Annotated in this window: 21 protein-coding genes; 10 read left to right on the top strand and 11 right to left on the bottom strand. The window is 71.9% G+C overall.

The window, feature by feature from the left end; translation table 11 throughout:
• Positions 1–1989 carry a hypothetical protein gene (locus IE226_RS09875; RefSeq protein WP_190080701.1) on the bottom strand — a complete coding sequence of 663 codons (1989 nt, stop codon included), beginning with the start codon at positions 1987–1989 and terminating at the stop codon, positions 1–3.
• A 79-nt stretch (positions 1990–2068) separates the two neighbouring features.
• Between IE226_RS09875 and valS the strand changes: the two genes are divergently transcribed.
• Together valS and IE226_RS09865 are read left to right on the top strand one after the other, a co-directional pair.
• Positions 2069–4633 carry a valine--tRNA ligase gene (gene valS / locus IE226_RS09870; RefSeq protein ID WP_190080700.1) on the top strand — a complete coding sequence of 855 codons (2565 nt, stop codon included), beginning with the start codon at positions 2069–2071 and terminating at the stop codon, positions 4631–4633.
• A gap of 105 nt (positions 4634–4738) precedes the next feature.
• A complete protein-coding gene (locus tag IE226_RS09865; RefSeq protein WP_190080699.1) occupies positions 4739–5773 on the top strand; it encodes an LURP-one-related family protein in 1035 nt (344 codons plus the stop codon).
• 83 nt (positions 5774–5856) lie between these two features.
• Here IE226_RS09865 and IE226_RS09860 read toward each other — a convergent pair whose 3' ends face one another.
• Together IE226_RS09860 and IE226_RS09855 are read right to left on the bottom strand one after the other, a co-directional pair.
• Positions 5857–6813, bottom strand: a complete 957-nt coding sequence (locus IE226_RS09860; protein WP_190080698.1) for a DMT family transporter — start codon at positions 6811–6813, stop codon at positions 5857–5859.
• Positions 6810–7622 (bottom strand): phosphatase PAP2 family protein, encoded by an 813-nt coding sequence (locus tag IE226_RS09855; RefSeq protein ID WP_190080697.1) that lies wholly within the window; start codon positions 7620–7622, stop codon positions 6810–6812. The genes IE226_RS09860 and IE226_RS09855 overlap by 4 nt, the downstream gene beginning before the upstream one ends.
• 232 nt (positions 7623–7854) lie before the next feature.
• Here IE226_RS09855 and IE226_RS09850 point away from each other — a divergent pair, with 232 nt between their 5' ends.
• Positions 7855–8517 (top strand): TetR/AcrR family transcriptional regulator, encoded by a 663-nt coding sequence (locus IE226_RS09850; protein WP_190080696.1) that lies wholly within the window; start codon positions 7855–7857, stop codon positions 8515–8517.
• 224 nt (positions 8518–8741) lie between these two features.
• Here the strand turns inward: IE226_RS09850 and IE226_RS09845 are convergent, their stop codons facing one another.
• Positions 8742–9848, bottom strand: a complete 1107-nt coding sequence (locus tag IE226_RS09845; RefSeq protein ID WP_190080695.1) for a DUF2510 domain-containing protein — start codon at positions 9846–9848, stop codon at positions 8742–8744.
• Positions 9849–9987: 139 nt separating this feature from the next.
• Positions 9988–11154, bottom strand: coding sequence for an anhydro-N-acetylmuramic acid kinase (locus IE226_RS09840; RefSeq protein ID WP_190080694.1), 1167 nt, complete (start codon positions 11152–11154; stop codon positions 9988–9990).
• 158 nt (positions 11155–11312) lie between these two features.
• On the opposite strand from IE226_RS09840, the gene IE226_RS09835 reads away from it, so the two are divergent.
• Entirely contained in the window at positions 11313–12305 is a 993-nt protein-coding gene (locus tag IE226_RS09835; RefSeq protein WP_190080693.1) for a hypothetical protein, read from the top strand.
• Positions 12306–12398: 93 nt separating this feature from the next.
• On the opposite strand, the gene IE226_RS09830 is transcribed toward IE226_RS09835, so the two are convergent.
• Together IE226_RS09830 and IE226_RS09825 are read right to left on the bottom strand one after the other, a co-directional pair.
• Positions 12399–13391 (bottom strand): acyl-CoA dehydrogenase family protein, encoded by a 993-nt coding sequence (locus IE226_RS09830; RefSeq protein WP_190080692.1) that lies wholly within the window; start codon positions 13389–13391, stop codon positions 12399–12401.
• On the bottom strand, positions 13391–14545 hold the full coding sequence (locus IE226_RS09825) for an acyl-CoA dehydrogenase family protein (RefSeq protein WP_190080691.1): 1155 nt from the start codon (positions 14543–14545) through the stop codon (positions 13391–13393). The genes IE226_RS09830 and IE226_RS09825 overlap by 1 nt, the downstream gene beginning before the upstream one ends.
• Positions 14546–14695: 150 nt before the next feature.
• Between IE226_RS09825 and IE226_RS09820 the strand changes: the two genes are divergently transcribed.
• From IE226_RS09820 to IE226_RS09805, 4 genes are all read left to right on the top strand, one after another.
• On the top strand, positions 14696–15478 hold the full coding sequence (locus tag IE226_RS09820; protein WP_190080690.1) for an SDR family oxidoreductase: 783 nt from the start codon (positions 14696–14698) through the stop codon (positions 15476–15478).
• 153 nt (positions 15479–15631) lie between these two features.
• On the top strand, positions 15632–16222 hold the full coding sequence (locus IE226_RS09815; protein ID WP_190080981.1) for a TetR/AcrR family transcriptional regulator: 591 nt from the start codon (positions 15632–15634) through the stop codon (positions 16220–16222).
• A gap of 57 nt (positions 16223–16279) precedes the next feature.
• Positions 16280–17437 (top strand): acetyl-CoA C-acetyltransferase, encoded by a 1158-nt coding sequence (locus tag IE226_RS09810; protein ID WP_190080689.1) that lies wholly within the window; start codon positions 16280–16282, stop codon positions 17435–17437.
• A gap of 153 nt (positions 17438–17590) precedes the next feature.
• Positions 17591–20239, top strand: a complete 2649-nt coding sequence (locus IE226_RS09805; protein WP_190080688.1) for an ATP-binding protein — start codon at positions 17591–17593, stop codon at positions 20237–20239.
• 141 nt (positions 20240–20380) lie between these two features.
• Here IE226_RS09805 and IE226_RS09800 read toward each other — a convergent pair whose 3' ends face one another.
• From IE226_RS09800 to IE226_RS09785, 4 genes are read right to left on the bottom strand one after another with little or no spacing between them, the layout of a single operon-like run.
• Positions 20381–21457, bottom strand: a complete 1077-nt coding sequence (locus IE226_RS09800) for an NAD(P)H-dependent flavin oxidoreductase (RefSeq protein ID WP_229870763.1) — start codon at positions 21455–21457, stop codon at positions 20381–20383.
• 17 nt (positions 21458–21474) lie between these two features.
• A complete protein-coding gene (locus IE226_RS09795) occupies positions 21475–22296 on the bottom strand; it encodes a CoA-transferase subunit beta (RefSeq protein ID WP_190080686.1) in 822 nt (273 codons plus the stop codon).
• Positions 22293–23156, bottom strand: coding sequence for a CoA transferase subunit A (locus IE226_RS09790; RefSeq protein ID WP_190080685.1), 864 nt, complete (start codon positions 23154–23156; stop codon positions 22293–22295). The genes IE226_RS09795 and IE226_RS09790 overlap by 4 nt, the downstream gene beginning before the upstream one ends.
• Entirely contained in the window at positions 23153–23986 is an 834-nt protein-coding gene (locus IE226_RS09785) for an enoyl-CoA hydratase family protein (RefSeq protein WP_190080684.1), read from the bottom strand. Before IE226_RS09785 ends, IE226_RS09790 begins: the two co-directional genes overlap by 4 nt.
• 67 nt (positions 23987–24053) lie before the next feature.
• Between IE226_RS09785 and IE226_RS09780 the strand changes: the two genes are divergently transcribed.
• On the top strand, positions 24054–24869 hold the full coding sequence (locus IE226_RS09780) for an SDR family oxidoreductase (protein ID WP_190080683.1): 816 nt from the start codon (positions 24054–24056) through the stop codon (positions 24867–24869).
• A gap of 87 nt (positions 24870–24956) precedes the next feature.
• Positions 24957–25889 (top strand): SDR family oxidoreductase, encoded by a 933-nt coding sequence (locus IE226_RS09775; protein ID WP_190080682.1) that lies wholly within the window; start codon positions 24957–24959, stop codon positions 25887–25889.
• Positions 25890–25897: the final 8 nt, after the last annotated feature.

Genomic DNA, 25897 nt, shown 5'->3' with positions numbered 1-25897 from the left:
CTACAGCTCCGGCGGCGGCCCCCACGCGCCGAGGTCCGGCCGCCCCCACGGCAGCCCGGTCCGCTCGCAGGCGAGCCGCAATTCCTCGGCGTCGGGGACGTTCAGGCTCTCCTTGCGGATGACCTGGCCGGTCGGCGACCAGACGAGGAGCGTCTCGACGCTGTCGTCGTGGTCGTCGACGCCCACCCCGCCGATCGTCGCCCGCGCGTGCTGCCACTCCGCCTTGCCCTGGCCGCCGCCTGCCGCCATCCGGATGCCGTGCCCGCCGAGCACGAGCGCGGGGCGGCGCCGGTCGTACACCCACCCGCCGAGCGCGCCGGCCGCGGCGCCCGCGGGGACGCCCCAGGCCGCCCAGCTCAGGCCGCTGTCGAAGAGATAGCGCAGCTTGAAGGCGAGCACACCCATGACGATGACTCCGGCGACCACACCGGTGATGTAGTACCACTTGCGGGTGCCGCCCGGCATGCCCACGGTCACCTCGGAGGCGGGCGCAGCCGGTGCCGGGGGAGCGGTCGGCGCGTACGCGGGGTGGGGCGACGCAGGCGGGGCCGGAGGTGCCGAGAGGCCTGCGAACGCCGCCGACTCGTACGCGTCCCGCTCCGGGTCGCTCACCGGGTAGCCCAATGCCCTTGCTTGGTCCCGCAGTTCAGTGCGCGAGATCCGCAGCGCGCCGAGCGGTGCGTGCAGCAGTTCCCCGCCCCGTGTGTCGCGCAGCCGCAGCCACGGATGCCCGGACACGGTGTGCAGTTCCAGGCCGCCGATCTCCGTGCGCGGGATGCGGATCGCGCCGTGCTCGCCCTCCCAGCCCACGTGGTCGACGCCGAGCGTGAAGCGCGCCTCGGGCAGCATCCGGTGCGGCAGGAAGTTCGGGTCCACGTCGTAGGCGTTGCTGCGCGGCTGGTCCTGGATCACGCGGTAGCCGCGCGAGCGGAGCACGGCGAGCAGCTCGTCCGGCGGGATGTCCCCCGAGTACGAAGTGCCGATCAGCGCCAGGTCGTGGCCGTAGAACTGCAGGATGAGCGAGACGCTGACCTTGCCGTCGCCCGTCTCGCGGGTCAGTTCCGTGGGCACGATCCCGGCGATCGCGGACGCGGGCAGCTCCGTCGTGCCGAACCACGGGTCGCGTGCGGTGATGCCCTGTGGGCTGACGGTCCAGTGCGCCGGAGGGGTGCGCAGGACGCGGTAGAAGGAACCGGCGGCCCACACCACGACCATCGTGGCGAGCGACGCGATCAGGGTCACGCGCCCTTCGATGCTGTCGTCCGACGGCACGAGGACCGCGCCGAGACCGACGAGCCCCACGACGCAGAAGCCGATCCGGCGGCCCAGCTTGCGTGACCGGACCTCCGGTTCGGGCCGGGAGAGCTCGACCGGGCCGGCCGCCCGGGCGGGCAGCGGTCCCTCGGCCGATGCCGCGAGCAGCGCCGCCTCGCGCCGGGAGAAGCCCGCCTCACGCGCGGCCGCGTTGCCCTCCGGTTCGCCGGGCCCGTCGAAGAGCCGCAGCGGGGCGCCGATCCGGCGGGTGGTGACCCAGAAGGGGAACATGGCGATGGCCATGTCCTCCAGGCCCATCGCGCAGAGGTTGCCGACCTTCGTCGAGCCGTAGTCGGTGGGCGCGCGCACTTCGAGGGCCATCGCGCTGAGCAGCAGGGGGCGCTCCCGAGAGAAGGGATACGTCGCCGTGGCCCGGCCGCCGCGCAGCCGCTGAAGGCCCGCGCCGCTCAACCGCCAGACCGTGCGCACGCTCAGGCGCGGCCAGGCGGCGCCGAGCAGCCAGCACAGGAAGGCGACGGCGAGCGGGAGCAGCGTACGGACGAGGGTGTCGTCGGCGCACACGTAGGCGAGCACGCCCGCGACGACGCCTGTCAGCGGCGGCATCCACCAGGGAGCGAAGACGGACCGCGGCCGGTTCGACTCGATGTACGGTCCCGCGACCTGGCTCGTCGGATCCTGCCGTGCCGCGGACGCGCGTGCTGATTCCATTGTCATGCCCTCTCCGAGATCCGCACGAGCCTGCCGCCGGAAACAGGAAGGCGTCAAATTCCCCGCGCGCTTAGCATGCACAGGCATGACGCTCCCTTCCTCTCCCCGTCGCGCGAGCGCGGACGGCGTTCCCGAGAAGCCCGTTCTCGACGGCCTCGAAGAGAAATGGTCGAGGCGATGGGACGAGTCGGGCGTATACGCCTTCGACCGGTCGAAGACGCGTGAGGAGATCTTCTCCGTCGACACCCCGCCGCCCACGGTCAGCGGCTCCCTGCACGTCGGCCATGTCTTCTCGTACACGCACACCGACGCCGTCGCCCGCTATCAGCGCATGCGCGGCAAGGAAGTCTTCTACCCGATGGGCTGGGACGACAACGGCCTGCCGACCGAACGCCGTGTCCAGATCCACTTCGGCGTGCGGTGCGATCCGGCACTGCCGTACGACCCTTCCTTCGAGCCACCGGAATCAGGAACGGGCCAACTGCCCGTCTCCAGGCGGAACTTCATCGAGTTGTGCGAGCGCCTCACCGTCGAGGACGAGAAGGTCTTCGAGGAGTTGTGGAGGACACTCGGCCTCTCCGTCGACTGGTCGCGCACGTACCGCACGATCGGCACGGAAGCACGCGCGACCGCGCAGCTCGCCTTCCTGGGCAACCTGGCGCGTGGCGAGGCGTACATCGCCGAGGCGCCCACGCTGTGGGACATCACCTACCGCACGGCCGTCGCGCAGGCGGAACTGGAGGACAGGGAGCGGCCCGGCGCCTACCACCGGCTCGCCTTCCACGGCCCGGACGGATCGCCGGTCGAGATCGACACGACCCGGCCCGAACTGCTCCCGGCCTGCGTCGCCCTGGTCGTCCACCCCGACGACGAGCGCCACACGAACCTGATCGGAGCGACGGTCCGCACCCCGCTCTTCGGCGTCAAGGTGCCTGTCGTGGCCCACCGTGCCGCGGTCCCGGACAAGGGCACGGGCATCGCGATGATCTGCACGTTCGGTGACACGGCCGACGTCACCTGGTGGCGTGAGCTGCGGCTCGCCACGCGCCCGGTGATCGGCTGGGACGGGCGCTTCCTCGCGCAGCCGCCGAGCGGGATCGAGACGCCGGCGGCCGTCGCGGCGTACGCGAAGCTCGCGGGCGCCACGGCACACACCGCGCGGGAGCGTGTCGTGGAGCTGCTGCGGGCGAGCGGTGAACTCCGGGGCGAGCCGCGGCCCGTCACGCACGCCGTGAAGTTCTACGAGAAGGGCGAGCGGCCCCTGGAGATCGTCACGACCCGGCAGTGGTACCTGCGCAACGGCGGCCGTGACGAGCGGCTGCGGGACGAACTCATGTCACGCGGCGGCGAGTTGATCTGGCACCCGCCGCACATGCGGGTGCGCTACGAGAACTGGGTCGGCGGCCTCAACGGCGACTGGCTGGTCAGCCGGCAGCGCTTCTTCGGCGTGCCGATCCCCGTCTGGTACCCGCTGGACGGCCACGGCGAGCCGGACCACGAGCGGCCGATCGTCCCGGACGCGTCCGCCCTGCCCGTCGACCCGAGCGCGGAGGCGCCGCCCGGCTACGAGGAGGACCGGCGCGGGGCGCCGCACGGATTCACGGGCGACCCGGACGTCATGGACACCTGGGCCACCTCCTCGCTCACCCCGCAGATCGCGGGCGGCTGGCGCTCGGACCCGGACCTGTTCGCGCGGGTCTTCCCCATGGACGTCAGGCCGCAGGCCCACGAGATCATCCGGACCTGGCTGTTCTCGACGGTGGTGCGCGCGCACGCCGAGCAGGGGGAGCTGCCGTGGCGGCATGCCGCGATCTCCGGCTGGATCCTCGATCCCCACCGCAAGAAGATGTCGAAGTCCAAGGCGAACGCGGTCACGCCGGGGGACCTCCTGCGACAGCACGGCTCGGACGCGGTCCGCTACTGGGCGGCGAGCGGACGGCCCGGCACGGACACGGCGTTCGACGTCGGGCAGATGAAGGTCGGCCGCCGCCTGGCCATGAAGGTCCTGAACGTCGGCAAATTCGTGCTGAGCCTCGCGGGTGCTGCCGGGCCCGCGGACCAGGACGCCGTCACCGAGCCGCTGGACCGGGCGGTGCTCGCCGAACTGGCCGCGACCGTCGAGGAGGCGACGGCGGCCTTCGACGACTTCGACTACGCGCGGGCCCTGGAGCGCACGGAACGGTTCTTCTGGCGCTTCTGCGACGACTACGTGGAGCTGGTCAAGGCGCGGGCGTACGGCAACCAGGGCGAGGGAGCGGGAACGGAGTCGGCGCGCGTGACGCTGCGGACCGTGCTCGACGCGCTGCTCCGCCTCCTCGCGCCGGTCCTTCCCTTCGTGACGGAGGAGGTGTGGTCCTGGTACGCGCCGGGGTCGGTCCACCGTGCGGCATGGCCCGTCCCGGAGAGTCCCGCCGGGGCGGATGCCGGGGTCCTTACGACGGCCTCGGAGGTCATCGCGGCGATCCGCGGCGCGAAGTCCCGGGCGCGGCTCTCCATGCGGGCGGAGGTGGCCGGGGTGGTCGTCTCGGGGCCGCGTGCGAGCCTTGACCGTTTCGAGCTCGCGGGGGCCGATGTGCGGGCGGCCGGGCGGGTCGGCGCGGTGGAACTGAGGGAGGCGGAGGGGCCGTTGGGGATCGAGGTCCGCTGGTAGGCGCGGCCCGTGCGGCGTCTGCGGCAGGAGTGACCGGTGAGTCCGACGTCACAGGTCCCGCCAAACGCTGGCGAACCTCCCGACCCATCGGGGTAGTGTGCCCGGGTGACAACGCATTCGAACACTCCTGCAGGCTGGTATCCGGACCCCCAGGGCGCACCCCAGCTGCTGCGCTGGTGGGACGGTTCCCAGTGGACCCAGCACACCAGCCCGGACCAGCAGGCCGGCGGCCAGCAGGCCGGCGGTCGGCCCGCGCAGGCCCAGCAGGTCCCGCAGCAGGTCCCGGCGGCTCAGCCGCAGCAGGCCGCCCAACAGCAGGCGGTCCAGCAGCAGGCGCAGGCCCCGTACGGCCAGCAGCAAGGGCAGTTCGGCCAGCAGCAGGGCCAGTTCGGTCAGCAGCAGGGCCAGTTCGGTCAGCAGCAGGCCCCGCAGCAGGGCTCGTACGGTCACCCCCAGCAGGCGGCCCCGCAGGCCGACCCGGCCAAGGTGCAGCGGCAGGTCCAGCAGCAGGCGGGCGTCGCGACCGCGGCCCAGGGCGGCGGCACGCTCTTCACCGAGCCGGTCCTCGTGGTCAACCAGAAGGCCAAGCTCATCGAGCTGACCAACGAGTACAGCGTCATGGACCAGTCGGGCAACACGCTCGGCTCGGTCGTCCAGGTCGGCCAGAGCACGCTGAAGAAGGTCGCGCGCTTCGTCTCAAGCATCGACCAGTTCATGACGCACAAGCTCGAGATCCGCGACGCTTACGGCCAGCCGGTGCTCCAGCTGACCCGGCCGCGGAAGTTCATGAAGTCGCGGGTCATCGTCGAGCGGGCCGACGGCCAGCCGATCGGCGAGATCGTCCAGCAGAACGTGATCGGCAAGATCAACTTCGCGATCATGGTCAACGGCCAGCAGGCCGGCGCGATCAAGGCCGAGAACTGGCGCGCCTGGAACTTCTCGATCGTCGACCACGCGGACAACGAGGTCGCCCGGATCACGAAGACCTGGGAAGGCCTCGCCAAGACGATGTTCACCACCGCGGACAACTACGTCCTGCAGATCCACTACCAGCTGCCCGAGCCGCTCCTGAGCCTCGTGGTGGCGACGGCCCTGACGGTCGACACGGCGCTCAAGCAGGACTCGCGCGGCTTCGGGTGAGGTTGTTCCTCCCGGAAACGGCATCGGCGGCGCCCCAAATCCGGGGCGCCGCCGATGCCGTTTCCCTTACGGGGCGCCCACGTTCAGCGGCCCGAGAGGTGTAGGGCGGCGGGTTCCGGTTGGCCGGGGACGGAGGGCATGAAGTCCTCCGGAGACAGCCCCGAGGGCAGGTCCGGAGACAGCTCGGAAGACAGCTCCGAAGGGACCTTCACGTCCGCCTCGTCCCCGGGCGACCGGGTGAGGACCACCACGCCGTACGCCGCGATCGCCGCGCCCCCGGCCGCCAGGAAGAAGCCGGCCACGCCTCCCTGCAGGCGCTCGCCGAGCAGCGCGAGGCCGATGGCCGCGGCGGCCACCGGGTTGGCCAGGGTGACGACGGCCAGCGGGGCGCCCAGGCCCCCGCGGTACGCGGTCTGGGAGAGGGCGAGGCCGCCCACGGCGAACGCGGCGACGAGCACCGCCACGACGAGCACCTGCGGGCTGAGCAGCGGACCCGAGCGGTCCGTCGCGGCGACCGTCACGGTCTGCGTGAGCGCGGACGCGACACCGGACGCGAACCCGGAAGCCGTCGCGTGCCGCAGCCCCGGCCGCGTACCCGGACGGGAGAGCACGCCGATGACGGCCATCGTGGTGCCCGCGACGGCGAGGGCCTCCGTCAGGGTCAGCGTGTCCTCGGGGGCGGGCCCGGACGCGGTGAGGAGCAGGGCGCCGAGGCCGATGAGCGTCAGGCCCGTACCGCGCCACTCCAGCCGCGTGACCCGGCGCCCCGCGAGCCGCGCGCCCAGCGGCACGGCGGCGACCAGGGTGAGCGCGCCGAGCGGCTGGACCAGGGTGAGCGGACCGTACTTCAGGGCCGCCACGTGCAGCAGCGCCGCGGAGGCGTTGAGCCCCACGGACGACCACCAGGCGCCGCTGCCGAGCAGCCGCAGGAAGCCGTTGCCGCTGACACGCGACGCGAGACGTTCCTGGGCCACGGCGGCACAGGCGTACGCGGCGGCCGACACGAGGGAGAGTGCGACGGCGAGGAGCGTGGAGTTCATCGTCGTACCCCCGGGGCGGCCAGCTGGTGTGCGGGAGCGTGCCGTCGTACGACGCGGGAGCGCGCGGGGTCCGGCAGCTTGATCACGGCGAGCGCGATGCCGAGCAGCGCGGTCACCGCGATGGCGTCGAGCCAGTAGTGGTTGGCGGTCCCGACGACCACGAGCAGGGTGATCAGCGGGTGCAGCAGCCACAGCCACCGCCAGCGCGACGAGGTCGCGACGATGAGCCCGACGGCGATCATCAGCGCCCAGCCGAAGTGCAGGGACGGCATCGCGGCGAACTGGTTGGCCATCGTGTCCGTCTGAGGGGCAGCGCCGTAGACACTGGGCCCGTACACCTGCCCGGTGTCCACGAGCCCCGCCGCGTGCAGCATCCGGGGCGGCGCGAGCGGGAAGGTCAGGTGCAGCACGAGGGCCGCCGCGGTCAGCGCGGCGAGCACCCGCCTGCTCCATACGTAGTGCCGGGGCCTGCGCAGATAGAGCCAGACCAGGAACAGGACGGTGGCCGGGAAGTGCACGGTCGCGTAGTAGGTGTTCGCGATGTGCACGAGGGTGTCGCTGCCGAGCAGCACGTCCTGTACGGCTCCCTCGCCCGGCAGCCGCAGGGTGCGCTCGGCGTCCCACACGTGGTGGGCGTTGCGGAAGGCCTCGCCGGTGTGGCCGTTGGCCAGCTGCCTGCCGAGTTTGTAGACGAGGAAGAGTCCTACGACGAGGAGAAGCTCGCGGACGAGGGGCGGTCGGGCAGATGTGTCCGGCTCCCGGACGGATATGTCCGGTTCCCTTTCTGCGGGCTCGGTTCGGGATTTCATCCCCCGGCCCCTTTACGTGACGACTGGGTGGTGCGGGTGTGTGGTGGGAGTGCGTGGTGCGAGGTGGAAGTGCGTGGTGCGGGTGCGTGGTGCGGATATCGAGCGGGGGAGCGAGCGCTCCGTTCATCGATACGCCAGTGTACCGATACGCCAGTGTACCGATACGGAGCCGTACCGGTACACTGGCGTATCGATAGCGCCGGTCGAAGCCGCCGCACCGAGGAGAAGAGTCATGACGTCGCCGGAGCAGGCACCGGACCAGGCAGTGGACACAGCGGCAGTGGACGCAGGGGCAACGGACTCCGTGGGCTCGTCGCGCCGCTCCAAGATCACGCCCGAGCGTGAGCAGGAGTTCTACGACGCGGTCCTCGACCAGCTCCGCGAGTGCGGTTACGACGCCGTGACCATGGAGGGCGTGGCCGCGACCACCCGGTGCAGCAAGTCCACGCTCTACCGCCAGTGGAAGACGAAGCCCCAGTTCGTGGCTGCGGCACTGCGGGCCAACCGCTGCGTGCGTTTCGCGGGCATCGACACCGGCACGCTCGCCGGGGATCTGCGCGAGGCGGCGAAGGCCGCGGGCGAGTGGTCGACGCGTGACAGCATGCTCGTGCAGGCGCTCAGCCACGCGGTGCTGCAGGACGAGGACCTGCGCAGTGCGCTGCGCGAGGCGCTGGTGGAGCCGGAGACCAAGGCGCTCGACGACCTCGTGGAGCGCGGAGTGGCCCGGGGCGAGATCGCGGCGGACCATCCGGCCACGAAGTTCATCACGGCCCAGCTCATGGGCGTGGTCCGGGCCCGGCCGGTGCTCGAGGGCAAGGCCGCGGACGAGGAGTACCTGTCCGACTTCGTGGAGGCGTGCGTACTGCCCGCGCTGGGTCTGACCAGACCCACCTGATCGTGGACCGGGGTCCCATGGATGACGGGCCCCGATCTGCCTGCGCCGCGTCGCACCGTGGGGACGGGGGTGGCGTGGCCGCTCCGGGCCGGGCGGGCGGAACCCCTGAGGTTCCGTCCCGCCCGGCTCCGACGTTTCCGGCCCTCGGCGGAATCCCGCCGGCGCCCGTCCTCGGGGCGGCCCGTCGGACTGCTCGCGGTTCCGTCAGACTCCTTGCGGTTCCGTCAGACTTCCTTGCCGTTACCGCCTCCGCCGCCCGACGCGACCTTGATCCCCTTGGATATCTCGTCCATCACGGACAGCTTCGGTGACTTGTCGTTGACGTCGATGCCGAAGCGGACGATGACGAGCTCGGACTTCATGACGGGGGACGGGAAGGCCAGCGACTGGACATAGCCGTCGTCGCTCTTCTCGGTGACGGCCTTCCAGCGGACGAGGTAGCCCTTCTGCCCCGCGACGGTCACCGCCTTGGACTCCAGCTCCTTGTGCGAGGTGATCTTGCCGTACGTCTTGCCGCCGTAGGACTCCTTGGCGTTGGCGGCTATGTCGGCCTTGGCGGCTGCCTCCGCCGTCTTCTCGTCGTTCTCGAAGCCCTTGGCGAGCCCGAGGTACGCGCCGCCGCGGGAGCAGGTCTTGTCCGTCTCCCCGGGGCACGGGTAGGGGCCCGTGGTGACCGCCGCCCCGCCCTGCTCGCCGCTCGACCCGGTCCAGTCGTCCGGTACGGGGAGGCTGAGGCCGCTGAGCCTGTCGGGGACGTACTTGCCGTCCCCGCCCGGTATGTCGGAGGGGCCGCCGCCGGGCGGCTGGGACTGCTCGGGGTCCTGCGGGTTCTGGGGGTCCTGCGGGTCACCGGGCTTCGCCGGGGCCGAGGACGACGGGGGCTTGGCGGCGTTGTCGCTGCCACCGTCACCGTCCCCGTCGTCGTCGGAGGTCAGGAAGTAGACGCCGCCGCCTATCCCGGCCAGGACCACGAGGGCGGCGCCGATGGCTATGCCGGTACGAAGGCCGCGCTTGGGGGCGGTGGGCTGCCCCGGGTAGGAGGGGTAGTCCGGATACGCGCCCGGGTACGAGCCAGGGGCGCCGGCCGGGACGCCCGTGGGGACGCCCATGGGAGCGGTGGGCGGATAGGCGGGGGGAGTCGTCGGGGCCGCCGGAGTCGTCGTGGGCGCCGGAGCCGTCGGAGTTGTCGGACCGGAGCCCCACCCGGCGGCGGAACCCACCGCGCGGACCTGGTCCGTCCATACGTTCCCGTCCCACCAGCGCTCGGTACGGGGACCGTCATTTGTCTGGCCGGGGTCGGGATACCAGCCGGGAGGGGTTACCTGGGTCATGGGCGCCAGGGTATGAGCATTCGGTGAAAGAGGGATGAGAGGGGGCGGCTACTGGGCGACTACGGCACGGCTACGGAGGTCCCGGTTCATTTGGCGGGCCCGCAAGGCGAGTGGCGCGCCCGCAAGGCGAGTTCTGGGTTCACCCCAGTCCGTCCACCACCAGGCGCGTCGGCCCGGCGCCCGCCGGGGCGGGCACCTGGATTCCGGCCCGGCCCGGAGTGATCGACCCCAGCACGCTCGCATGCCGGGCCCCCGTGCTCTGCGGCACCGTCCCCGGCAGTCCGTGTGCGCTCAGGAAGCCGAGTACCGCGAAGGCGTACGCCTCTTTCGCGGCGGACGGCAGTCCGAGCTCGTCTGAGGTGCGCACCGGGATGCCGTCCCCCAACTCGGCCCGCAGGAAGGCCATCAGCGTCGGGTTGCGCGTGCCGCCGCCGGATGCGATGACCTCGGAGGCGCCGACCGTCCGGACGGCGTCGGCGACCGTGCGGGCGGTGAGCCGGGTCAGCGTGGCGACGACATCCTGCGGGGCGAGGGCCTCGTGCCCGGTGAGCGCGGCCCGGAGATAGGGCAGATGGAAGAGCTCCTTGCCGGTGGTCTTCGGTGCGGGCCTGGCGTAGTACGGCTCGCCGAGCAGTTTCGCGAGCAGCCCGTCGTCGACCGTGCCGCGCGCGGCCATCTCGCCCTCGGAGTCGTACGTGAGCCGTCCGCGCGTCAGTTCGCGTACGGCGGCGTCGATGAGGGCGTTCGCCGGGCCCGTGTCGAAGGCGGTGCCGTCCGGGGCGGTGATGTTGGCGATGCCGCCGAGGTTCAGCGCGGCGGGGGAGCCGGGCCTGCCGCGCAGCCACATCCTGTCGACGATGCTGACCAGAGGGGCGCCCTGGCCGCCCGCGGCGATGTCGCGTGGCCGGAAGTCGGAGACCACCGGGAGTCCCGTCCGCTCGGCGATCCACGCGGGTTGCCCGATCTGCAGGGTGCCGTGCGCCTGTCCGTCCTCCACCCAGTGGTAGACCGTCTGCCCGTGCGAGGCCACCAACTCGGCGCGTCCGTCGCACAGTTCGCGGTCCGCCTCGGCCGCCGCCGCGGCGAAGGCCTGGCCGATGCGGGTGTCGAGGCGGCAGACGTCCGCCAGCGTGGTGGCGGCGGGCGGCAGCGCGGCGCCGAGCGCCGTCCGCAGCGTCTCGTCGTAGCCCCTGGTGATGAGACCCAGCGGAGAGAGCAGCAGCCGGTCGCCGTCCAACGTCAGGTCGGCCGCCGCGGCATCGATGGCGTCGTACGAAGTCCCCGACATGAGCCCGATTACGCGCACGTGCTTGCCCCTCTCGCTCTCCTGGCCAGTCCCGCTCCTGGCCAGCCCGCTCTCCTGGCCTGGTCGGTGTGTTTGATCATCGCAGCGATGACGCGGCACGCGCACTCGCACGTACGATCCAGTTTCCATGGCGGGGGAGCAAGGGAGGTGACTGGTCCATGTCTCCTGCGGGCACATCCGCCGGGGGAGCGTCCGGTCCGCGCAACGGAGCGCGACGCACGAACCTCACCCGATCCGGCGGCACCTGGAACGGCTTGCTCCTGGAGGTACGGGACCGGCCGCGGCCCGGGCTGTGCCTGCGGACCGCGGACCACCGGCTGCTCCTGACGCAGGGAGCCGCCGCGGACCCGCTGCTCCTCGCCTCGGTCGACCCGAACCGGCAGGGCGTCGACTTCTACCGGACCGGCCGCTACCGACCCCCTGTGCCACCTCTGCGTGCGCAGACGGCCCGCGAGTACGCGGGCTCGGCGCAGCGCTGGGCCCACCGTTTCGCGACCGCACTCACCACATCACCCGACAGCCCTCTGCATGACGGGCGCTGGGTGCTGGCTCCGGACCCACTGCTGCTCCTCCGGCCGAATCACCGCGGGTGGCCGCACGGAGAGTACTGGCGCTCGCTGCTCGTGGAGGGCGACCCCGACGGATACATCGACTGGTGGATCCACAACGGCTCGTGGGAGATCTTTCCGCTGCGGGCCATGCCGGAGGCGGCCGACCCCCGGGTCAAGGCGTACCGCAAGCAGGCGAGGGACGGCACGCTGCCGCCCGTTCTGCTCTGGTGGGTGAGCGGGCTCGACAGCCACGTGATCCTGGACGGCCACGCCCGGCTGGCAGCGGCGATCGCCGAGTCCGTGGAACCGGCCGTCCTGGAACTGCGGCGGGTCGCCCCGCAGGACGAGGTGGACACGGGCACGGAACGGGCCGTGCGGACGTACGAGGCAGAACTGGCGAGGTTCACCGAACTGCGCGCCGCGCAGGGCCCGCACGTCCCCGACGGCGCCGAATTCGCGGGCCCGGCCTTGGCCCGCCGCCTCGGACAACTCCGCACGGCCCGCCGCCCCACCTGGGCCTGGCCGCTCACGGGCGGCACCCCGGAGTGGCGCCGGATCGCCCGCGAGCAGGTGGGGGACGGGGGTTGGGAGTACGCGTGAGGGGCAGGGCAGGGCAGGGGTCGGGGAACATGGGTGAGAGAAAGGCCGGGTCGGGAGTGAGCGTGAGGGGCAGGGCGGGGCTTCCGGCGCGCGTCAGTCGCCCCCGAAACCCCCTGCCAGCACCAGCCGCCGGCACTCCGCAGGACTGCCCCAGGCAGTTCGCAGCGCCCGGGCCTTCGTCAGCCACAGGGACAGGTCGTTCTCCGCGGTGTAGCCGATCGCGCCGTGGAGTTGCAGTGCCGCCCGCGCGGCGGCGTACGCGGCCTCGCCTGCCGCTGCTTTCGCCGCCGCGATGTCTGCCGTCCTCAGGGTCAGCGCCGCCCCGTACAGCAGGGGCCGGGCGAACTCCAGGCCTGTCAGGACGTCCGCCAGGCGGTGCTTGACCGCCTGGAAGCCGCCGATCGGCGTGCCGAACTGGGTGCGTTGTTTCACGTACGCGACCGTCCTGTCCAGCAACGCGAGCCCGGCCCCCAGCGCCTGCGCGGCCGTCGCGAGCGCGGCCCAGTCGGCCGCGCACCGCGATGCCCCGGCCACCGAAGGGCCCGAGGCGAGGAGTTCGCCGGGCCCGAGCCGGGCGAGGCGCCGCACCGGGTCCAGCGAACGCTCCACGCGCGCGTGCCCGGCAGCCAGGCGCAGTTCGCCGTCCGTGGCGGTTAGCCGCACTGTCGCCACGTCCGCATCCAGCGCGAATGGCCCCCCTTCGGGGAGAGCGAGCGTCGCGAGGGTCTCCCCGGTGGCCAGCGGTGCGAGGAGCCGCTTGGCCGGGGCCGCCTCGCCCAGTTCGGCGAGGCGGGCGAGCAGCGCACCCGCCGCCACCGTCTCGACCACAGGGCCCGGCACCGCATGCCGCCCCAGCTCCACGAAGGCGACGGCCACCTCTACGGGGAGCAGCCCCGCCCCCTCGTACTCCTCGGGAACGGCCAGCGCGAACACGCCCGCATCCGCGAGGCGCCCCCATACGGCACGCCCCGGCGCGTGGTCGCCTGCGGCCCACGCCCTCGCGACCGCCGGAGTGTCGGCCGCCGACAGCATTGCGTCGAGCGAGCGCGCGAACTCCCTCTGCTCGACATCGAGGAGGAACCTCATCAGCGGCGTCCCTTCGGCAGTCCGAGCAGCCGCTCGGCGATGATGTCGCGCTGGATCTCGTTGGTGCCCGCGTAGATCGGTCCTGCGAGCGAGAAGACGTACCCCTCCGCCCATTCGCCGCCGTCCGCCAACTCGCCCTCGGCTCCGAGCAGATCGAGCGCTGTCTCGTGCAGCGCGATGTCGTACTCGGACCAGAAGACCTTGTTCAGGCTCGACTCCGCGCCGATCGTCTCGCCCGCGGCGAAGCGCGACGCGTTGGCCCAGGTGAACAGCTGATAGGCGCGTGCCCCGATCACGGCGTCGGCCACGCGGTCGCGCAGCGCGGTGTCCGCGGGGTCGCCGTGTGTGCGCCACTGCCGCGTCAGGCGCTCGGCCGCGGCGACGAAACGGCCGGGGGAGCGCAGCGTCAGACCGCGTTCGTCGCCCGTCGTCGACATGGCGATCCGCCAGCCCTGGCCCGGCTCGCCGATCACGTCCTCGTCCGGCACGAAGACGTCGTCGAGGAAGAGCTCGGCGAAGGCGGGCTTGCCGTCCAGGCGCCCGATGGGGCGGACGGTCACGCCGTCCGCGTCGAGCGGGAACATCAGGTACGTCAGGCCCCGGTGCGGTTTGGCGGAGTCGACGACGGGCTCGCTGCGGAACAGGCCGAACGCGCGGTCGGCGAACGCGGCCCGCGACGACCAGGTCTTCTGCCCGCTGATCAGCCAACCGCCTTCCGTGCGGCGCGCGGCGGAGCGCAGTGACGCCAGGTCGGAGCCGGAATCCGGCTCGGACCAGGCCTGCGCCCAGATCACTTCGCCGCTCGCCATCGGGGGCAGCACCCGCGCGCGCTGCTCGGCGGTCCCGAAGTCGAAGAGGGTCGGCGCGAGGAGGTTGATGCCGTTCTGCGAGACCCGGCCGGGGCCGCCCGCCGCGAAGTACTCCTCCTCGAACACCAGCCACTTGACGATGTCGACGCCCTGCCCGCCGTACTCCTCGGGCCAGGAGACGACCGACCAGCGGTCGGCCGCGAGCTCGCCCTCCCAGGCGCGGTGGGCCGCGAAACCCTGCCGGGTCTCCAGCGAGGGCAGCGGCCGGGCGGGCACATGCCCGGCGAGCCAGTCGCGTGCCCGCCGCCTGAACTCCTCTTCCCCGGCGGTGAAGTCGAGGTCCATCAGTGGCCCACCTCTTCGGTCGGTTTCGGTCGGTCTGCCGTGGCTTCTCCGCCGGCTCTTCTCCTGCGGCCTTCCCTAACAAGTGTTTGGTAGATTACCCTGAGTTCGAGTCAGTCGTCGAGAGCGAGTCGAGAGCTGAGGGGGCCGAGCATGGACGCACCCGCGTATGTGCCGGGGCACGGTCTGCTCGCGGGCCGCACCGCCGTCATCACCGCCGCGGCCGGAGCCGGCATCGGCGGCGCCACCGCCCGGCGCTTCCTGGAAGAGGGCGCGCGCGTCGTCATAGGCGACGCCCACCCGCGCCGCACGAAGGAGACGGTGGAGGCGCTGGCCGGGGAGTTCGGCGCCGACCGGGTCGACGGGACGCCGTGCGACGTCACGGACGAGGCCGCGGTCCAGGGGCTCTACGACTTGGCGGAGCACTGCCACGGCGGCCTGGACGTCGTCGTGAACAACGCGGGACTCGGCGGCACCGCCGAGCTCGCCGAGATGACCGACGAGCAGTGGGACAAGGTCATCGACGTGACATTGAACGGCACGTTCCGCTCCACCAGAGCCGCCCTGCGCCGCATGCGGGCCGCCGGCCGGGGCGGCGTGATCGTGAACAACGCCTCGGTGCTCGGCTGGCGCGCCCAGGCGGGCCAGGCGCACTACGCCGCCGCGAAGGCCGGCGTCATGGCCCTCACCCGCTGCGCCGCCGTTGAGTCCGCCCCCCATGGCATACGGATCAACGCGGTGTCGCCCAGCCTCGCCATGCACCCGCACCTCGCCAAGGTCACCTCGCCGGAGCTGCTCGAAGAGCTCACCGCGCGCGAGGCGTTCGGGCGCTGTGCCGAGCCCTGGGAGATAGCCAACGTCATCGTCTTCCTCGCCAGTGAGTACTCCTCGTACATGACGGGGGAGACGGTCTCGGTCAGCAATCAGCACGCCTAGGCGGAGAATGACCGTGTGTCGAAACCGAACCAGAACAGCACGAGCACCGGCCCCACCACCAGCACGCAGAAGGCACCCGCCAAGAAGTCACCGGCCAAGCAGGCTCCCGCCACTAAGGCCGCCGTCAAGCAGGCTCCCGCCAAGAAGGCCGCGGTGAGTCCCTCGCCGGAGCGCCGCGGTGAACTCCTCGCCATCGCGGCCGACGTCTTCGCCGAGCAGGGGTACAACGCGACCACGGTCCGCAAGATCGCGGACGCCGCCGGCATGCTCGCCGGCAGCCTCTACTACCACTTCGACTCCAAGGAGTCGATGCTCGAAGAGATCCTCTCGACCTTCCTCACCGAGCTGTGGGACGGGTACGACACCGTGCTCCAGTCGCGCCTCGGCCCCCGCGAGACCCTGGAGGCGCTCGTCACCGAGTCCTTCCGGGAGATCGACCGGCATCGCTCCGCCGTCGCCATCTACCAGAAGGAGTCCAGGCACCTGGTCGCCCAGGCCCGCTTCCAGTACCTGACGGACTCGCAGCAGCGCTTCGAGAAGACGTGGCTGACGACACTGGAGCGCGGAGTGGCGGAACATGTCTTCCGCGAGGACCTGGACATCCGGCTCGCCTACCGCTTCGTCCGCGACACCGTCTGGGTCGCCGCGTCCTGGTACCGCCCCGGCGGCGGCCACAGCCCCGAGGAGATCGCCCGCCAGTACCTCTCGATGGTCCTGGACGGCATCGCCGTACGCACCACGTAGAGCGCGCGTCGTCGACCGGCGACCGCACCGACCGAGGAGCACGAGGAGTACGCAGTCATGGCCGAGGCCTACATCGTCGAAGCGGTCCGTACGCCCGTCGGCAGGCGCAAGGGCGGTCTCTCGGCCGTCCACCCCGCCGACCTGGGGGCCCATGTCCTCACGGCACTCGTCGAGCGCACCGGAATCGACCCCGCCGCCGTCGAGGACGTCGTCTTCGGCTGCCTGGACACGGTCGGCCCGCAGGCCGGGGACATCGCCCGGACCTCCTGGCTCGCGGCAGGGCTACCCGAAGAGGTGCCCGGCGTGACGATCGACCGGCAGTGCGGTTCCTCCCAGCAGGCCGTGCACTTCGCGGCGCAGGGCGTCCTGTCCGGCACACAGGACCTCGTCGTCGCGGGCGGCACCCAGAACATGTCGATGATCCCCATCGCCTTCGCCTCCCGGCAGGCCGCCGAACCGCTCGGCCTCACCGAAGGCCCTTACACGGGCAGCGAGGGCTGGCGCGCTCGCTACGGAGACCGGCCCGTCAACCAGTTCCACGGCGCCCAGCTGATCGCCGAGAAGTGGGGCATAACCCGCCGTGACATGGAGGAGTTCGCGCTCCGCTCGCACCAGCGGGCCGTCCGCGCCATCGACGAAGGCCGCTTCGACCGCGAACTCACCGCCTATGGGCAGGTGGCCACCGACGAGGGCCCGCGCCGCGACACGACCCTGGAGAAGATGGCGGGCCTCAAACCGGTCCTGGACGAAGGCACCATCACCGCCGCCTGCTCCTCACAGGTCTCGGACGGCGCCGCCGCGCTGCTCGTCGCGAGCGAACGGGCCGTGCGCGAACACGGGTTGACGCCCCGCGCCCGCATCCACCACCTCTCCGTGCGCGGCGAGGACCCGATCCGGATGCTGTCCGCCCCCATCCCCGCCACCGCATACGCCCTCAAGAAGACCGGCATGAGCATCGGGGACATCGACCTCGTCGAGATCAACGAAGCCTTCGCACCCGTCGTCCTGGCCTGGCTCAAGGAGACCGGTGCCGACCCGGAGAAGGTCAACGTCAACGGCGGAGCGATCGCTCTCGGCCATCCGCTCGGCGCGACCGGCGTCAAACTGATGACCACGCTCCTGCACGAACTGGAGCGCACCGGAGGCCGGTTCGGGCTCCAGACCATGTGCGAAGGCGGCGGCCAGGCGAACGTGACCATCATCGAGCGCCTCTGACCGGGCCCCGCTCCACGGGCCCGCCCCCGGCCACTTCCCGGCTCTTCCCTCACTCGTTGCGGGAGTTGCCTGCCGGACCCCGCACCGTGAGGCGCCATCCCCAGCTAGTCTCGATGTCTGTACGTCGATTGAGCGACCTCGGGAGGTAGCGCGATGACACAGGGACGGCCCGGAGGTGCCACCTGGGCCCCGCTGTGGGAGCGCGACGCGGAGCTTGCCGCGGTCGCACGCGCCGTTGACGAGCTGTGTTCCGACTCGACGACCGCGGGCGGGCTGCTGGTCTTCCAGGGCGAGGCGGGCATCGGCAAGACGGCCCTGCTCGCCGAGGTGCGACGCATCGCACAGGGGAGGGCCACCGTGTGGTCCGCGCGGGGCGGTGAGACCGTGACCTCCGTCCCCTTCAATGTCGTACGACAACTGCTGCAGTCGGTGCTCGTCGCCCTCACGCCCGAAGAGGCCAGGGAGTATCTCGGCGACTGGTACGCCATCGCGGGCCCCGCGCTCGGCATAGCCGAGCCGGGCGGCACGCAGGCCGATCCGCAGGGAGTGTGCGACGGCCTCGTCGAGGCGGTCGTGCGGCTCGCGGGACTGCACTGGCCGCTCGTCCTGCTCATCGACGACGCGCACTGGGCCGACCAGGAGACCCTGCACTGGCTGGCCGCGTTCGCCCAGCGCCTGGGCGAACTGCCCGTCCTCGTGGTGGTCGCCCACCGCCCGGACGAAGCCACCGGCGAAAGCGCCCGCCACCTCGCGGCGGTCGGCGCGGCGGCCCGCCCCTCGCCGCCCCTGCGCGCGCTCACCCCGGACGCGGCGGCCGGGCTCACCCGCGCCACCCTCGGCGAGCACGCCGACGCCCCGTTCTGCCGCGAGGTATGGGCGGTCACCGGCGGCAACCCGTACGAATCCGTGGAACTGCTCGCCAAGGTGCAGGACAGCGAGCTGGAGCCGGTGGAGAGCTCCGCAGGCGAACTGCGCGCCCTGAACCGAACGGCGCGCGGCCGCGGCCTCGTCGCCCGCCTCGAAGGACTCGGCACGGACGTCACGCGGTTCGCGTGGGCGGCGGCGATCCTGGGCACCGCCATCTCGCACGACCTCGCCGCCTCGCTCGCGGGGCTGCCCCGCGAGAAGGCCGAGCGGTGTGCGGAGCGGCTGCGCGCCGCGCGCATCCTGCTCGGCGGGGAAGAGGGCCTTGAGTTCGTCCACCCGCTCATCGCCAGCACCGTCTACCGCTCGATCCCGCCCGCCACCCGCACCGCCATGCACGGCCAGGCCGCCTGGGCCGTCACGCTGTCGGGGCGTGGCCCGGCGGCCGCGTCCCGGCACCTCCTCGAAGTCCACCCGGACGACGACCCCGAACTGGTCGACCAGCTGCGCGAGGCGGCGGCCGAGCATCTCGCCGTCGGTGCGCCGGACGCGGCCCGGCGCTGCCTCGAACGCGCCCTGCGGGAACCGCCGCTGCCCGAGCTCCACGCGCGCGTGCTCTATGAGCTGGGCTGCGCCACGCTCCTGACCTCACCCGCCACGACCATCGGCCACCTGCGCGAGGCCCTCCAGGCGGCAGGGAACGACCGCAGGCTGAGAGTGGACGCCGTCTGCCGCCTGTCCCAGGCACTGGTGCACAACGACCAGCTGGAGGAGGCCTTGCGCGTCGTGGACGCCGAGGCTGCGCGACTCGAGCCAGGGCCTGACCGGATGCGTCTACAGGGCGTCCACTACATGTGGGAGGGCATCCACCCGCGCGAGGAGGACGCGACGGGACGCTCACGCCGCCTTGCCGCACTCGCGGGGCCGCTGCAAGGACGTGACAACTCCGAGCGTGCGCTGTTGATCCTGCGTGCCTTCGACGCCATGACCCGCGGGGAGAACGCGGAGGAGATCGTCGAACTCTGTGACCGCGTCCTCGTCAACGGCCGCCTCGCGCCCGGCCTCGGCTGGACCGACACGGAGTGGGGCTTCGAGCTCCTGACCATGCTCGGCGGCTCGTACATCTTCACCGACCGCCTCGACCGCGCCGAGAGCGTCTTCGCCGAAGGGGTCCGCGCCTACGAGGCCGCGGGCTGGAGCGGCGGTCATCTGGCCGTCGCCAAGGCCTGGCTGGGCCTGGTGCACCGCAGGCGCGGCCGTCTCAACGAGGCGGAGGCCTCGCTGCGGGAGAGCCTGCGCCTGTCCGACCGTGTGGGCAGCGGGCTCCCGATGCACTGGGACGCCGCGTGCAAGCTCATCGAGACGCTGCTCGCCCGCGGCAAGGTCGGCGAGGCGCAGGAGATCGCCGATCACTACGGCATCGCGCCGCCCTACCCCTCGACGATCTTCCTGCCCGACATCCACTCCGTGCGAGGCCGGCTGCTGATCGCCACGGGACGGCGGGCGGAGGGCGTCGCCGAACTGGAGGTGGCGGCGAAGACGGCGAACGAACGCGGTCGCTACAACACGATCGTCGCCCCCTGGGCGAACGACCTCTCCCGCGTTCTCGCCCTGGAGGACCCGCGGCGTGCCGCCGAGCTGGTCAAGGACGTACGGATCCAGGCGGAACTCTTCGGTACGGAAACCGCGATCGGAGAAGCGCTGCGGTGCGCGGCGGCCCTGGAGAGCGGGCCGCGTGCGGTCGAACTGTACGCACGCGCCGTCGCCTGCCTGGAGGCGTCGCCGTGCGCCTACGAGCACGCGGTCGCCAGGGTCGAGTACGGAATAGCGGCGGGGGCCGCGAGCGAACTGGCGCGGGGCCTGGCCCTGGCCGAATCCTGCGGCGCGGACGGCCTGGCCGCCAGAGCGCGGGCGTCCCTGGAAATGGTGGGGGTGTAAGCAGCGCAGCCTTACCCCACGCGCACGCGATTCGGACGCGGCCGCTCCTGGGTTTCCGGGGCGGGCACTCAGCTCTTCTCGCGGGCGAGGCGAGGCGAGGCTCGGCGCCGGGGACGGGGATTCGGTGCTGGGAACGGGGATTCAGCGCTGGAGAGGGCGTTCGCTGGAGAGGGTGAGGGATGGCAGGCGGGCCAGCACCTCGATGGCCTCTGCCATCACGCCCGAGATCAGCTCCTCGCACGAGGGCAAGTCCTCGATGATCCCCGCCACCTGGCCGGAGGCCATGACTCCCGCCTCCGGGAGCCCGTCCACCATCGCGGACTTCAACATCATGGGCGTATTCGCGGCAAGCAGGACCTGACTCCACGTCATCCCCTTGCCGTGCCGCATCGCGAGGCCGTCCCGGATCATCTCCCGTCGGCTCATCCCGGACAGCTTCCGGAACGCGGCGGCATGCCGGACGGCCCGCGCGAGGGACGCCGCGCGCCCCGACTTCTCCAGGGAAGCGACCAGCTCCGTCCGCAGCATCCGGTGCGGGAGGCCGTCCACCCGCGTGGTCACCGTGACGTCCTTGACCGAAGCGGCCAGATAGCGCGCCTTGACCGCGTCCGGAACCGTCGAGTCCGACGTCAGCAGGAAACGCGTGCCCATCGCGACCCCCGCCGCACCATAAGCGAGCGCGGCGACGAGGCCCCGTCCGTCGAAGAAGCCGCCCGCCGCGATCACCGGAATGTCCACGGCGTCCACGACCTGCGGCAACAGCACGGTCGTCGCGACCTCGCCCGTATGCCCGCCGCCCTCACCGCCCTGCACGACGACCGCGTCCGCACCCCAGGCTGCGACCTTCTCGGCATGCCGGCGCGCGCCGATGGACGGGATGACGACCACCCCGGCGTCCTTCAGCTCCGCGATCAGTTCCTCGGAGGGGGCGAGCGCGAAGGACGCGACGCGCACTCCCTCGTCGACTATGACCCGCACCCGCTCACGGGCGTCGCCCGCGTCGGCCCGGAGGTTGACCCCGAAGGGCTCTCCCGTACGGGACTTGACCTCTCGGACGGCGGAACGCAGCTGCTCCACGGTCATCGTGGCGGAGGCCAGGACGCCGAGGGCGCCCGCGTTCGCCGTCGCGGAGACCAGGCGGGGGCCCGCCACCCAGCCCATGCCGGTCTGCACGATCGGGTGCCGGACGCCGACAAGACGCGTCAGCGCCGTCTCCATGCGTGCCGCAGCCGACGTCATGAACGCACCTCGCGCTCGCGCAGGCCCTTCGGGTCCACCACCTCACGGATCAGCCGCAGTTCCCGCGGGGTCGGCTCGCGGGTGCAGGGCACGTCGTCCGCCGCGACTAGCGGGAATCCGGTCGCCGCGCGTACTTGCTCGGCCCGCACGCCCGGATGCAGGGACACCAGGCGCATCGCGTGATCCGGCGCCCCGAAGTCGAAGACGCCGAGGTCCGAGACGACCCGGCGCAGATCGTGGAAGCGGGTCGCGGAGGGGCCGGCCGCCGCGGCACTGTCGTATCCGACGCCGCTGATCATGTCGACCTTCTCGACGAACACACGCTTCGAGTGCCGCGGTATCCAGTAACTCACCGGGTTGTTGATCGTGTTGACCGGCGCCCCGCGCACCCCGAGCAGCTGGCGCGCGGGTCGCTCCCAGTCGCCGATGCAGGAGATGTTCTGGTTCCCGAAGCGGTCTATCTGGCTCGCGCCCATCATCACGTGACGCCTGCCGCCCATGACCATCGTCAGATGCCTGCGGTACGGCAGCCAGCCCTCCGTCACCGCCGATGGCGCCCCCACTGGGGGCACGTCGCCGATCAGCAGCGCCTCCCCGTCCGTGAGCAGCAGGTCCGGCGAGAAGGTCAGCTTGGCCAGGCGGGCGGCGATCGACGGGACCGTGCCCATGGGAGACGCGAGGATCTCACCGGCGTCCCGCCAGGCCTCGGCGCAGGCGATCACGCAGTACTCGGCGCGGGTGACGGCGGTCGCGTCGGAAGTCGCGTCAGAAGGCGCATCAGAAGCGGTGCTCGCCGCCGTCGGGTCGGTCTGCGTCATAGCTGCTCCTTGTGCCAGGTCTGCACAGCCGCTTGGTAGTCCTGCTCGGTGCCGAGCAGGAAGCGTTCCTCGAATTCCTTCCAGGCATCCGGGTCACCCGCCGCGGTCGCGTATGCCTTCTGGAAGGCTTCGTCGCGGTCGTAGTCCGGCACGCACGAGGTGAAGTGCGCGCCCTTGGGTGTCTCGGCCACGCCCGTCACGGCGTGCCGGGATATCAGCATGCTCTGCGGCGGCGCTTGCCCGGTGAGCTCGCTCGTCTCGACGACGCGCTCGCACGACACGTACGCCGTGTCGGCCGCCTCGCAGAACAAGTCGTCGAAGTACGGATCGGGGCCCAGGTACCGGGCGTTGCCCAGGCGGTCGGCGCGGTTCAGGTGGACCAGTGCCGCGTCAAGGCGCAGGGCGGGTACCGCGACCAGCTCCTCCCCGTCCTCGTACGGCGAAGTGATCGTGCGCAGCCGGGGGTTGACCCGCAGGACGTCCGAGCCGAGGCCCGCGCGGATGGGCAGGAACGGCAGCCGCTGGGCGCCGGCCGTCAGGCCCTGCATGAACATCGCCTCGTCCAGCTCGACGAGTTCGAAGGCGCCACGCTCGCGTGCCGCGCGGAAGTGCGGCTCCAGGGGGATCGAGTCGAGCGTCGTGAACGCCGTGACCAGTTTGCGGATCTTGCCGGCCGCGGCGAGCAGGCCGACGTCCGGGCCGCCGTACGAAACGACGGTGAGGTCCGTGATCCCGGACCGCAGCAGGGCCCGCACCAGCGCCATGGGCTTGCGGCGCGACCCCCAGCCGCCGATGCCGAGCGTCATCCCGCTCCGCAGCCGCCCCACGATCGCGTCGGGCGTCATGGTCTTGTCCCTCATGCCCTGCCCTTCGCTTCCTCGCGCTCTTCCTTGAGGGATTCCTGCTCCTTACGGGGGTCCTGCTCCTGACCGGGTTCTTGCTCCTTGCCGGGGCCCTGTCCGAAGTCCTCGCGGATGCGGTCGGCCAGGCCGCTCAGGTTCGCCTCGAAGGTGAAGCCCTGCTCGAAGCGGTAGCTGCGGTGTACGTCGACGGGGTCGATGCCGTTGATCGCCGCCTTGGCCAACCTCAGCAGCGTCCCATCCTTCCGGGCGATCTCGCGGGCCAGCTCCAGTGCCGCGTGGCGCAGTTCCGCCCGAGGAACGACCTGCCACACCGAGCCGTGTGCGTGCAGCTCGGCTGCCGTGGCGGTGCGCGAGGTGTAGTACAGGGCGCGCATCAGATGTTGCGGCACCAAGCGGGCGAGGTGCGTCGCGGCGCCGAGCGCGCCGCGGTCGAGCTCGGGCAGGCCGAAGGTCGCGTCCTCGCTCGCCACGATCGCGTCCGCGTTGCCCACCAGGCCGATGCCGCCGCCCAGGCAGAAGCCGTGCACCGCGGCCACGACCGGCACCTCGCAGTCATACACCGCCGAAAACGCCTCATAACAACCGCGGTTGGCGCCTATCAGCGCGCTGTGGCCGCTGTCGCGCTGCATCTCCTTGATGTCGACGCCCGCGTTGAAACCGCGGCCCTCGGCGGCGAGGACGACGCAGCGCGTGCCGGGATCGCGGCCCGCCTCGCGCACCGCGGCCGCCAGGTCATACCACCCCTGCACCGGCAGGGCGTTGACGGGCGGGAAGTCGACCGTGACGACGGCGACGCCCTTGTCCGGGGTTGAGGTGGAGACAGACATCAGCAGATCCGCTACCTTTCAACCAGGCCCTTCAACCAAACATTTGTTAGTTGGAAAGGTAGCAGCGATGACTGACACCCGACAGGTGGTCGTCGTCACCGGCGGCACCCGAGGCGTGGGCGCCGGCATAGCCCGCAGCTTTCTCGCCGTTGGGGCGCGAGTCGTCGTCTGTGCCCGCAGACCGCCGGAGCGCCCGGTCGAAGCGGCGGGAGCAGTAGCCGAGTTCCGGCCCGTCGACCTGCGTGACGCGGAGGCGGCGCACGCGTTCTTCGCCGGGGTGGCCGCCGATCACGGGCGCCTCGACGCGCTGGTGAACAACGCGGGAGGCACGCCCTTCGGACTGCTCGCCGAGTCCGCGCCCGCCCGCCAGGCCAAGATCGTCGAACTCAACCTGCTGGCCCCGCTGTACGCGTCCCTGGCGGCGTACGAGGTGATGAGGGGTCAGAAGACGGGACCGGAAACCGGCCGGGGGGCTGGCGCGGGTGCGGGCGTGGGCGCAGGCGCGGCCAGCATCACCATGATCGGGAGCGTCAGCGGCTCCCGGCCCTCACCCGGCACCGGCGCCTATGGCGCGGCCAAGGCGGGCCTGGAGAACCTCGCGCGCACGATGGCCGTCGAATGGGCGCCGGAGGTGCGGGTGAACACCGTCGTGCTGGGCCTGGCCCGCACCGAGAGCGCCCATCTGCACTACGGCGACGAGGACGGCGTCGCGGCGGTCGCCCGCACTGTTCCGCTGGGGCGCCTCGCCGATCCGTCGGACGTCGGGGACGCCTGCGTCTTCCTCGCCTCCGAGGGCGCGCGCTACATCAGCGGGGCCGCGCTGCATCTGCACGGAGGCGGCGAGCGCCCCGCGTTCCTGGACGCCGCGCCCGCCAACCACTGAACCACCGCACGCATCCGAGAAGAGCGTCACGACCGAGAAGTTCCGCACGACCGAGAAGATCCGCACGGCCGAGGAGTGGAGTTCTGCATGACCGCAGCCAACAAGCCGGGCACGGGCATCTGTGCGGGCCGCGTCGTGATCGTCACGGGGGCGGGCCGGGGCCTCGGCCGTGCGCACGCGCGCGCGTACGCCGCCGAGGGCGCCAAGGTCGTCGTCAACGACCTCGGCGTGGGGCCCGACGGATCCGGTGCGTCCGGCGGGCCCGCGCACGACGTCGTCGGGGAGATCCACGCGGCGGGCGGCGAAGCCGTCGCGCACGGCGGTGACATCGCCACCTCCGAAGGCGCGGCATCCCTGGTCCGGGCCGCGATCGACACGTACGGCCATCTGGACACCCTGGTCAACAACGCGGGGTTCCTGCGGGACCGCATGCTGGTCAACCTCGACGAGGACGACTGGGACGCGGTGATGCGCGTACATCTGAAGGGTCACTTCCTGCCGCTCAAGCATGCGGCGGCGTACTGGCGCGGGGAGGCGAAGACGGGGCGCGCGCGGCACGCGTGCGTGGTCAACACCAGCTCCGGTGCGGGCCTTCTGGGGAGCGTCGGGCAGGGGAACTACAGCGCGGCCAAAGCCGGGATTCTCGGCCTCACCATGGTCGCCTCCGCCGAATTCGCCTCCTACGGAGTGCGGGTCAACGCGATCGCGCCCGCCGCGCGGACACGGATGACGGAGCAGACCTTCGCACAGACCATGGCCGCGCCCGAGGACGGCGGCTTCGACGCGATGGCTCCGGAGAACGTGTCACCGGTCGTGGTGTGGCTCGGCTCCGAGGCGTCCGCCGGTGTCACGGGCCGTGTCTTCGAGGCCGAAGCGGGCCGCATCACCGTCATGGAGGGCTGGCGGCCGGGCCCGACGGCCGACAAGGGGGCACGCTGGACCCCCGCCGAGGCGGGCGACACGGCGCTGAAACTCCTGACAGAAGCGGAGGCACCGCAGCGCGTATACGGGGCCAGGTGAGGGGGAGC

It is taken from the genome of Streptomyces longisporoflavus (genome assembly GCF_014649775.1).
GTDB classification, from domain to species: domain Bacteria; phylum Actinomycetota; class Actinomycetes; order Streptomycetales; family Streptomycetaceae; genus Streptomyces; species Streptomyces longisporoflavus.
The sequence above is the reverse complement of the archived record's forward strand: the minus strand, read 5'-3'. Positions and strand labels throughout refer to the sequence as shown.

What these genes read in the sequence shown, in the direction of transcription:
- IE226_RS09875 (WP_190080701.1), bottom strand. Translation starts at nt 1,989, where the DNA reads ATGACAATGGAATCAGCACGCGCGTCCGCGGCACGGCAGGATCCGACG.
- valS (WP_190080700.1), top strand. Translation starts at nt 2,069, where the DNA reads ATGACGCTCCCTTCCTCTCCCCGTCGCGCGAGCGCGGACGGCGTTCCC.
- IE226_RS09860 (WP_190080698.1), bottom strand. Translation starts at nt 6,813, where the DNA reads ATGAACTCCACGCTCCTCGCCGTCGCACTCTCCCTCGTGTCGGCCGCC.
- IE226_RS09855 (WP_190080697.1), bottom strand. Translation starts at nt 7,622, where the DNA reads ATGAAATCCCGAACCGAGCCCGCAGAAAGGGAACCGGACATATCCGTC.
- IE226_RS09850 (WP_190080696.1), top strand. Translation starts at nt 7,855, where the DNA reads ATGACGTCGCCGGAGCAGGCACCGGACCAGGCAGTGGACACAGCGGCA.
- IE226_RS09845 (WP_190080695.1), bottom strand. Translation starts at nt 9,848, where the DNA reads ATGACCCAGGTAACCCCTCCCGGCTGGTATCCCGACCCCGGCCAGACA.
- IE226_RS09835 (WP_190080693.1), top strand. Translation starts at nt 11,313, where the DNA reads ATGTCTCCTGCGGGCACATCCGCCGGGGGAGCGTCCGGTCCGCGCAAC.
- IE226_RS09830 (WP_190080692.1), bottom strand. Translation starts at nt 13,391, where the DNA reads ATGAGGTTCCTCCTCGATGTCGAGCAGAGGGAGTTCGCGCGCTCGCTC.
- IE226_RS09825 (WP_190080691.1), bottom strand. Translation starts at nt 14,545, where the DNA reads ATGGACCTCGACTTCACCGCCGGGGAAGAGGAGTTCAGGCGGCGGGCA.
- IE226_RS09820 (WP_190080690.1), top strand. Translation starts at nt 14,696, where the DNA reads ATGGACGCACCCGCGTATGTGCCGGGGCACGGTCTGCTCGCGGGCCGC.
- IE226_RS09810 (WP_190080689.1), top strand. Translation starts at nt 16,280, where the DNA reads ATGGCCGAGGCCTACATCGTCGAAGCGGTCCGTACGCCCGTCGGCAGG.
- IE226_RS09805 (WP_190080688.1), top strand. Translation starts at nt 17,591, where the DNA reads ATGACACAGGGACGGCCCGGAGGTGCCACCTGGGCCCCGCTGTGGGAG.
- IE226_RS09800 (WP_229870763.1), bottom strand. Translation starts at nt 21,457, where the DNA reads ATGGAGACGGCGCTGACGCGTCTTGTCGGCGTCCGGCACCCGATCGTG.
- IE226_RS09795 (WP_190080686.1), bottom strand. Translation starts at nt 22,296, where the DNA reads ATGACGCAGACCGACCCGACGGCGGCGAGCACCGCTTCTGATGCGCCT.
- IE226_RS09790 (WP_190080685.1), bottom strand. Translation starts at nt 23,156, where the DNA reads ATGAGGGACAAGACCATGACGCCCGACGCGATCGTGGGGCGGCTGCGG.
- IE226_RS09785 (WP_190080684.1), bottom strand. Translation starts at nt 23,986, where the DNA reads ATGTCTGTCTCCACCTCAACCCCGGACAAGGGCGTCGCCGTCGTCACG.
- IE226_RS09780 (WP_190080683.1), top strand. Translation starts at nt 24,054, where the DNA reads ATGACTGACACCCGACAGGTGGTCGTCGTCACCGGCGGCACCCGAGGC.
- IE226_RS09775 (WP_190080682.1), top strand. Translation starts at nt 24,957, where the DNA reads ATGACCGCAGCCAACAAGCCGGGCACGGGCATCTGTGCGGGCCGCGTC.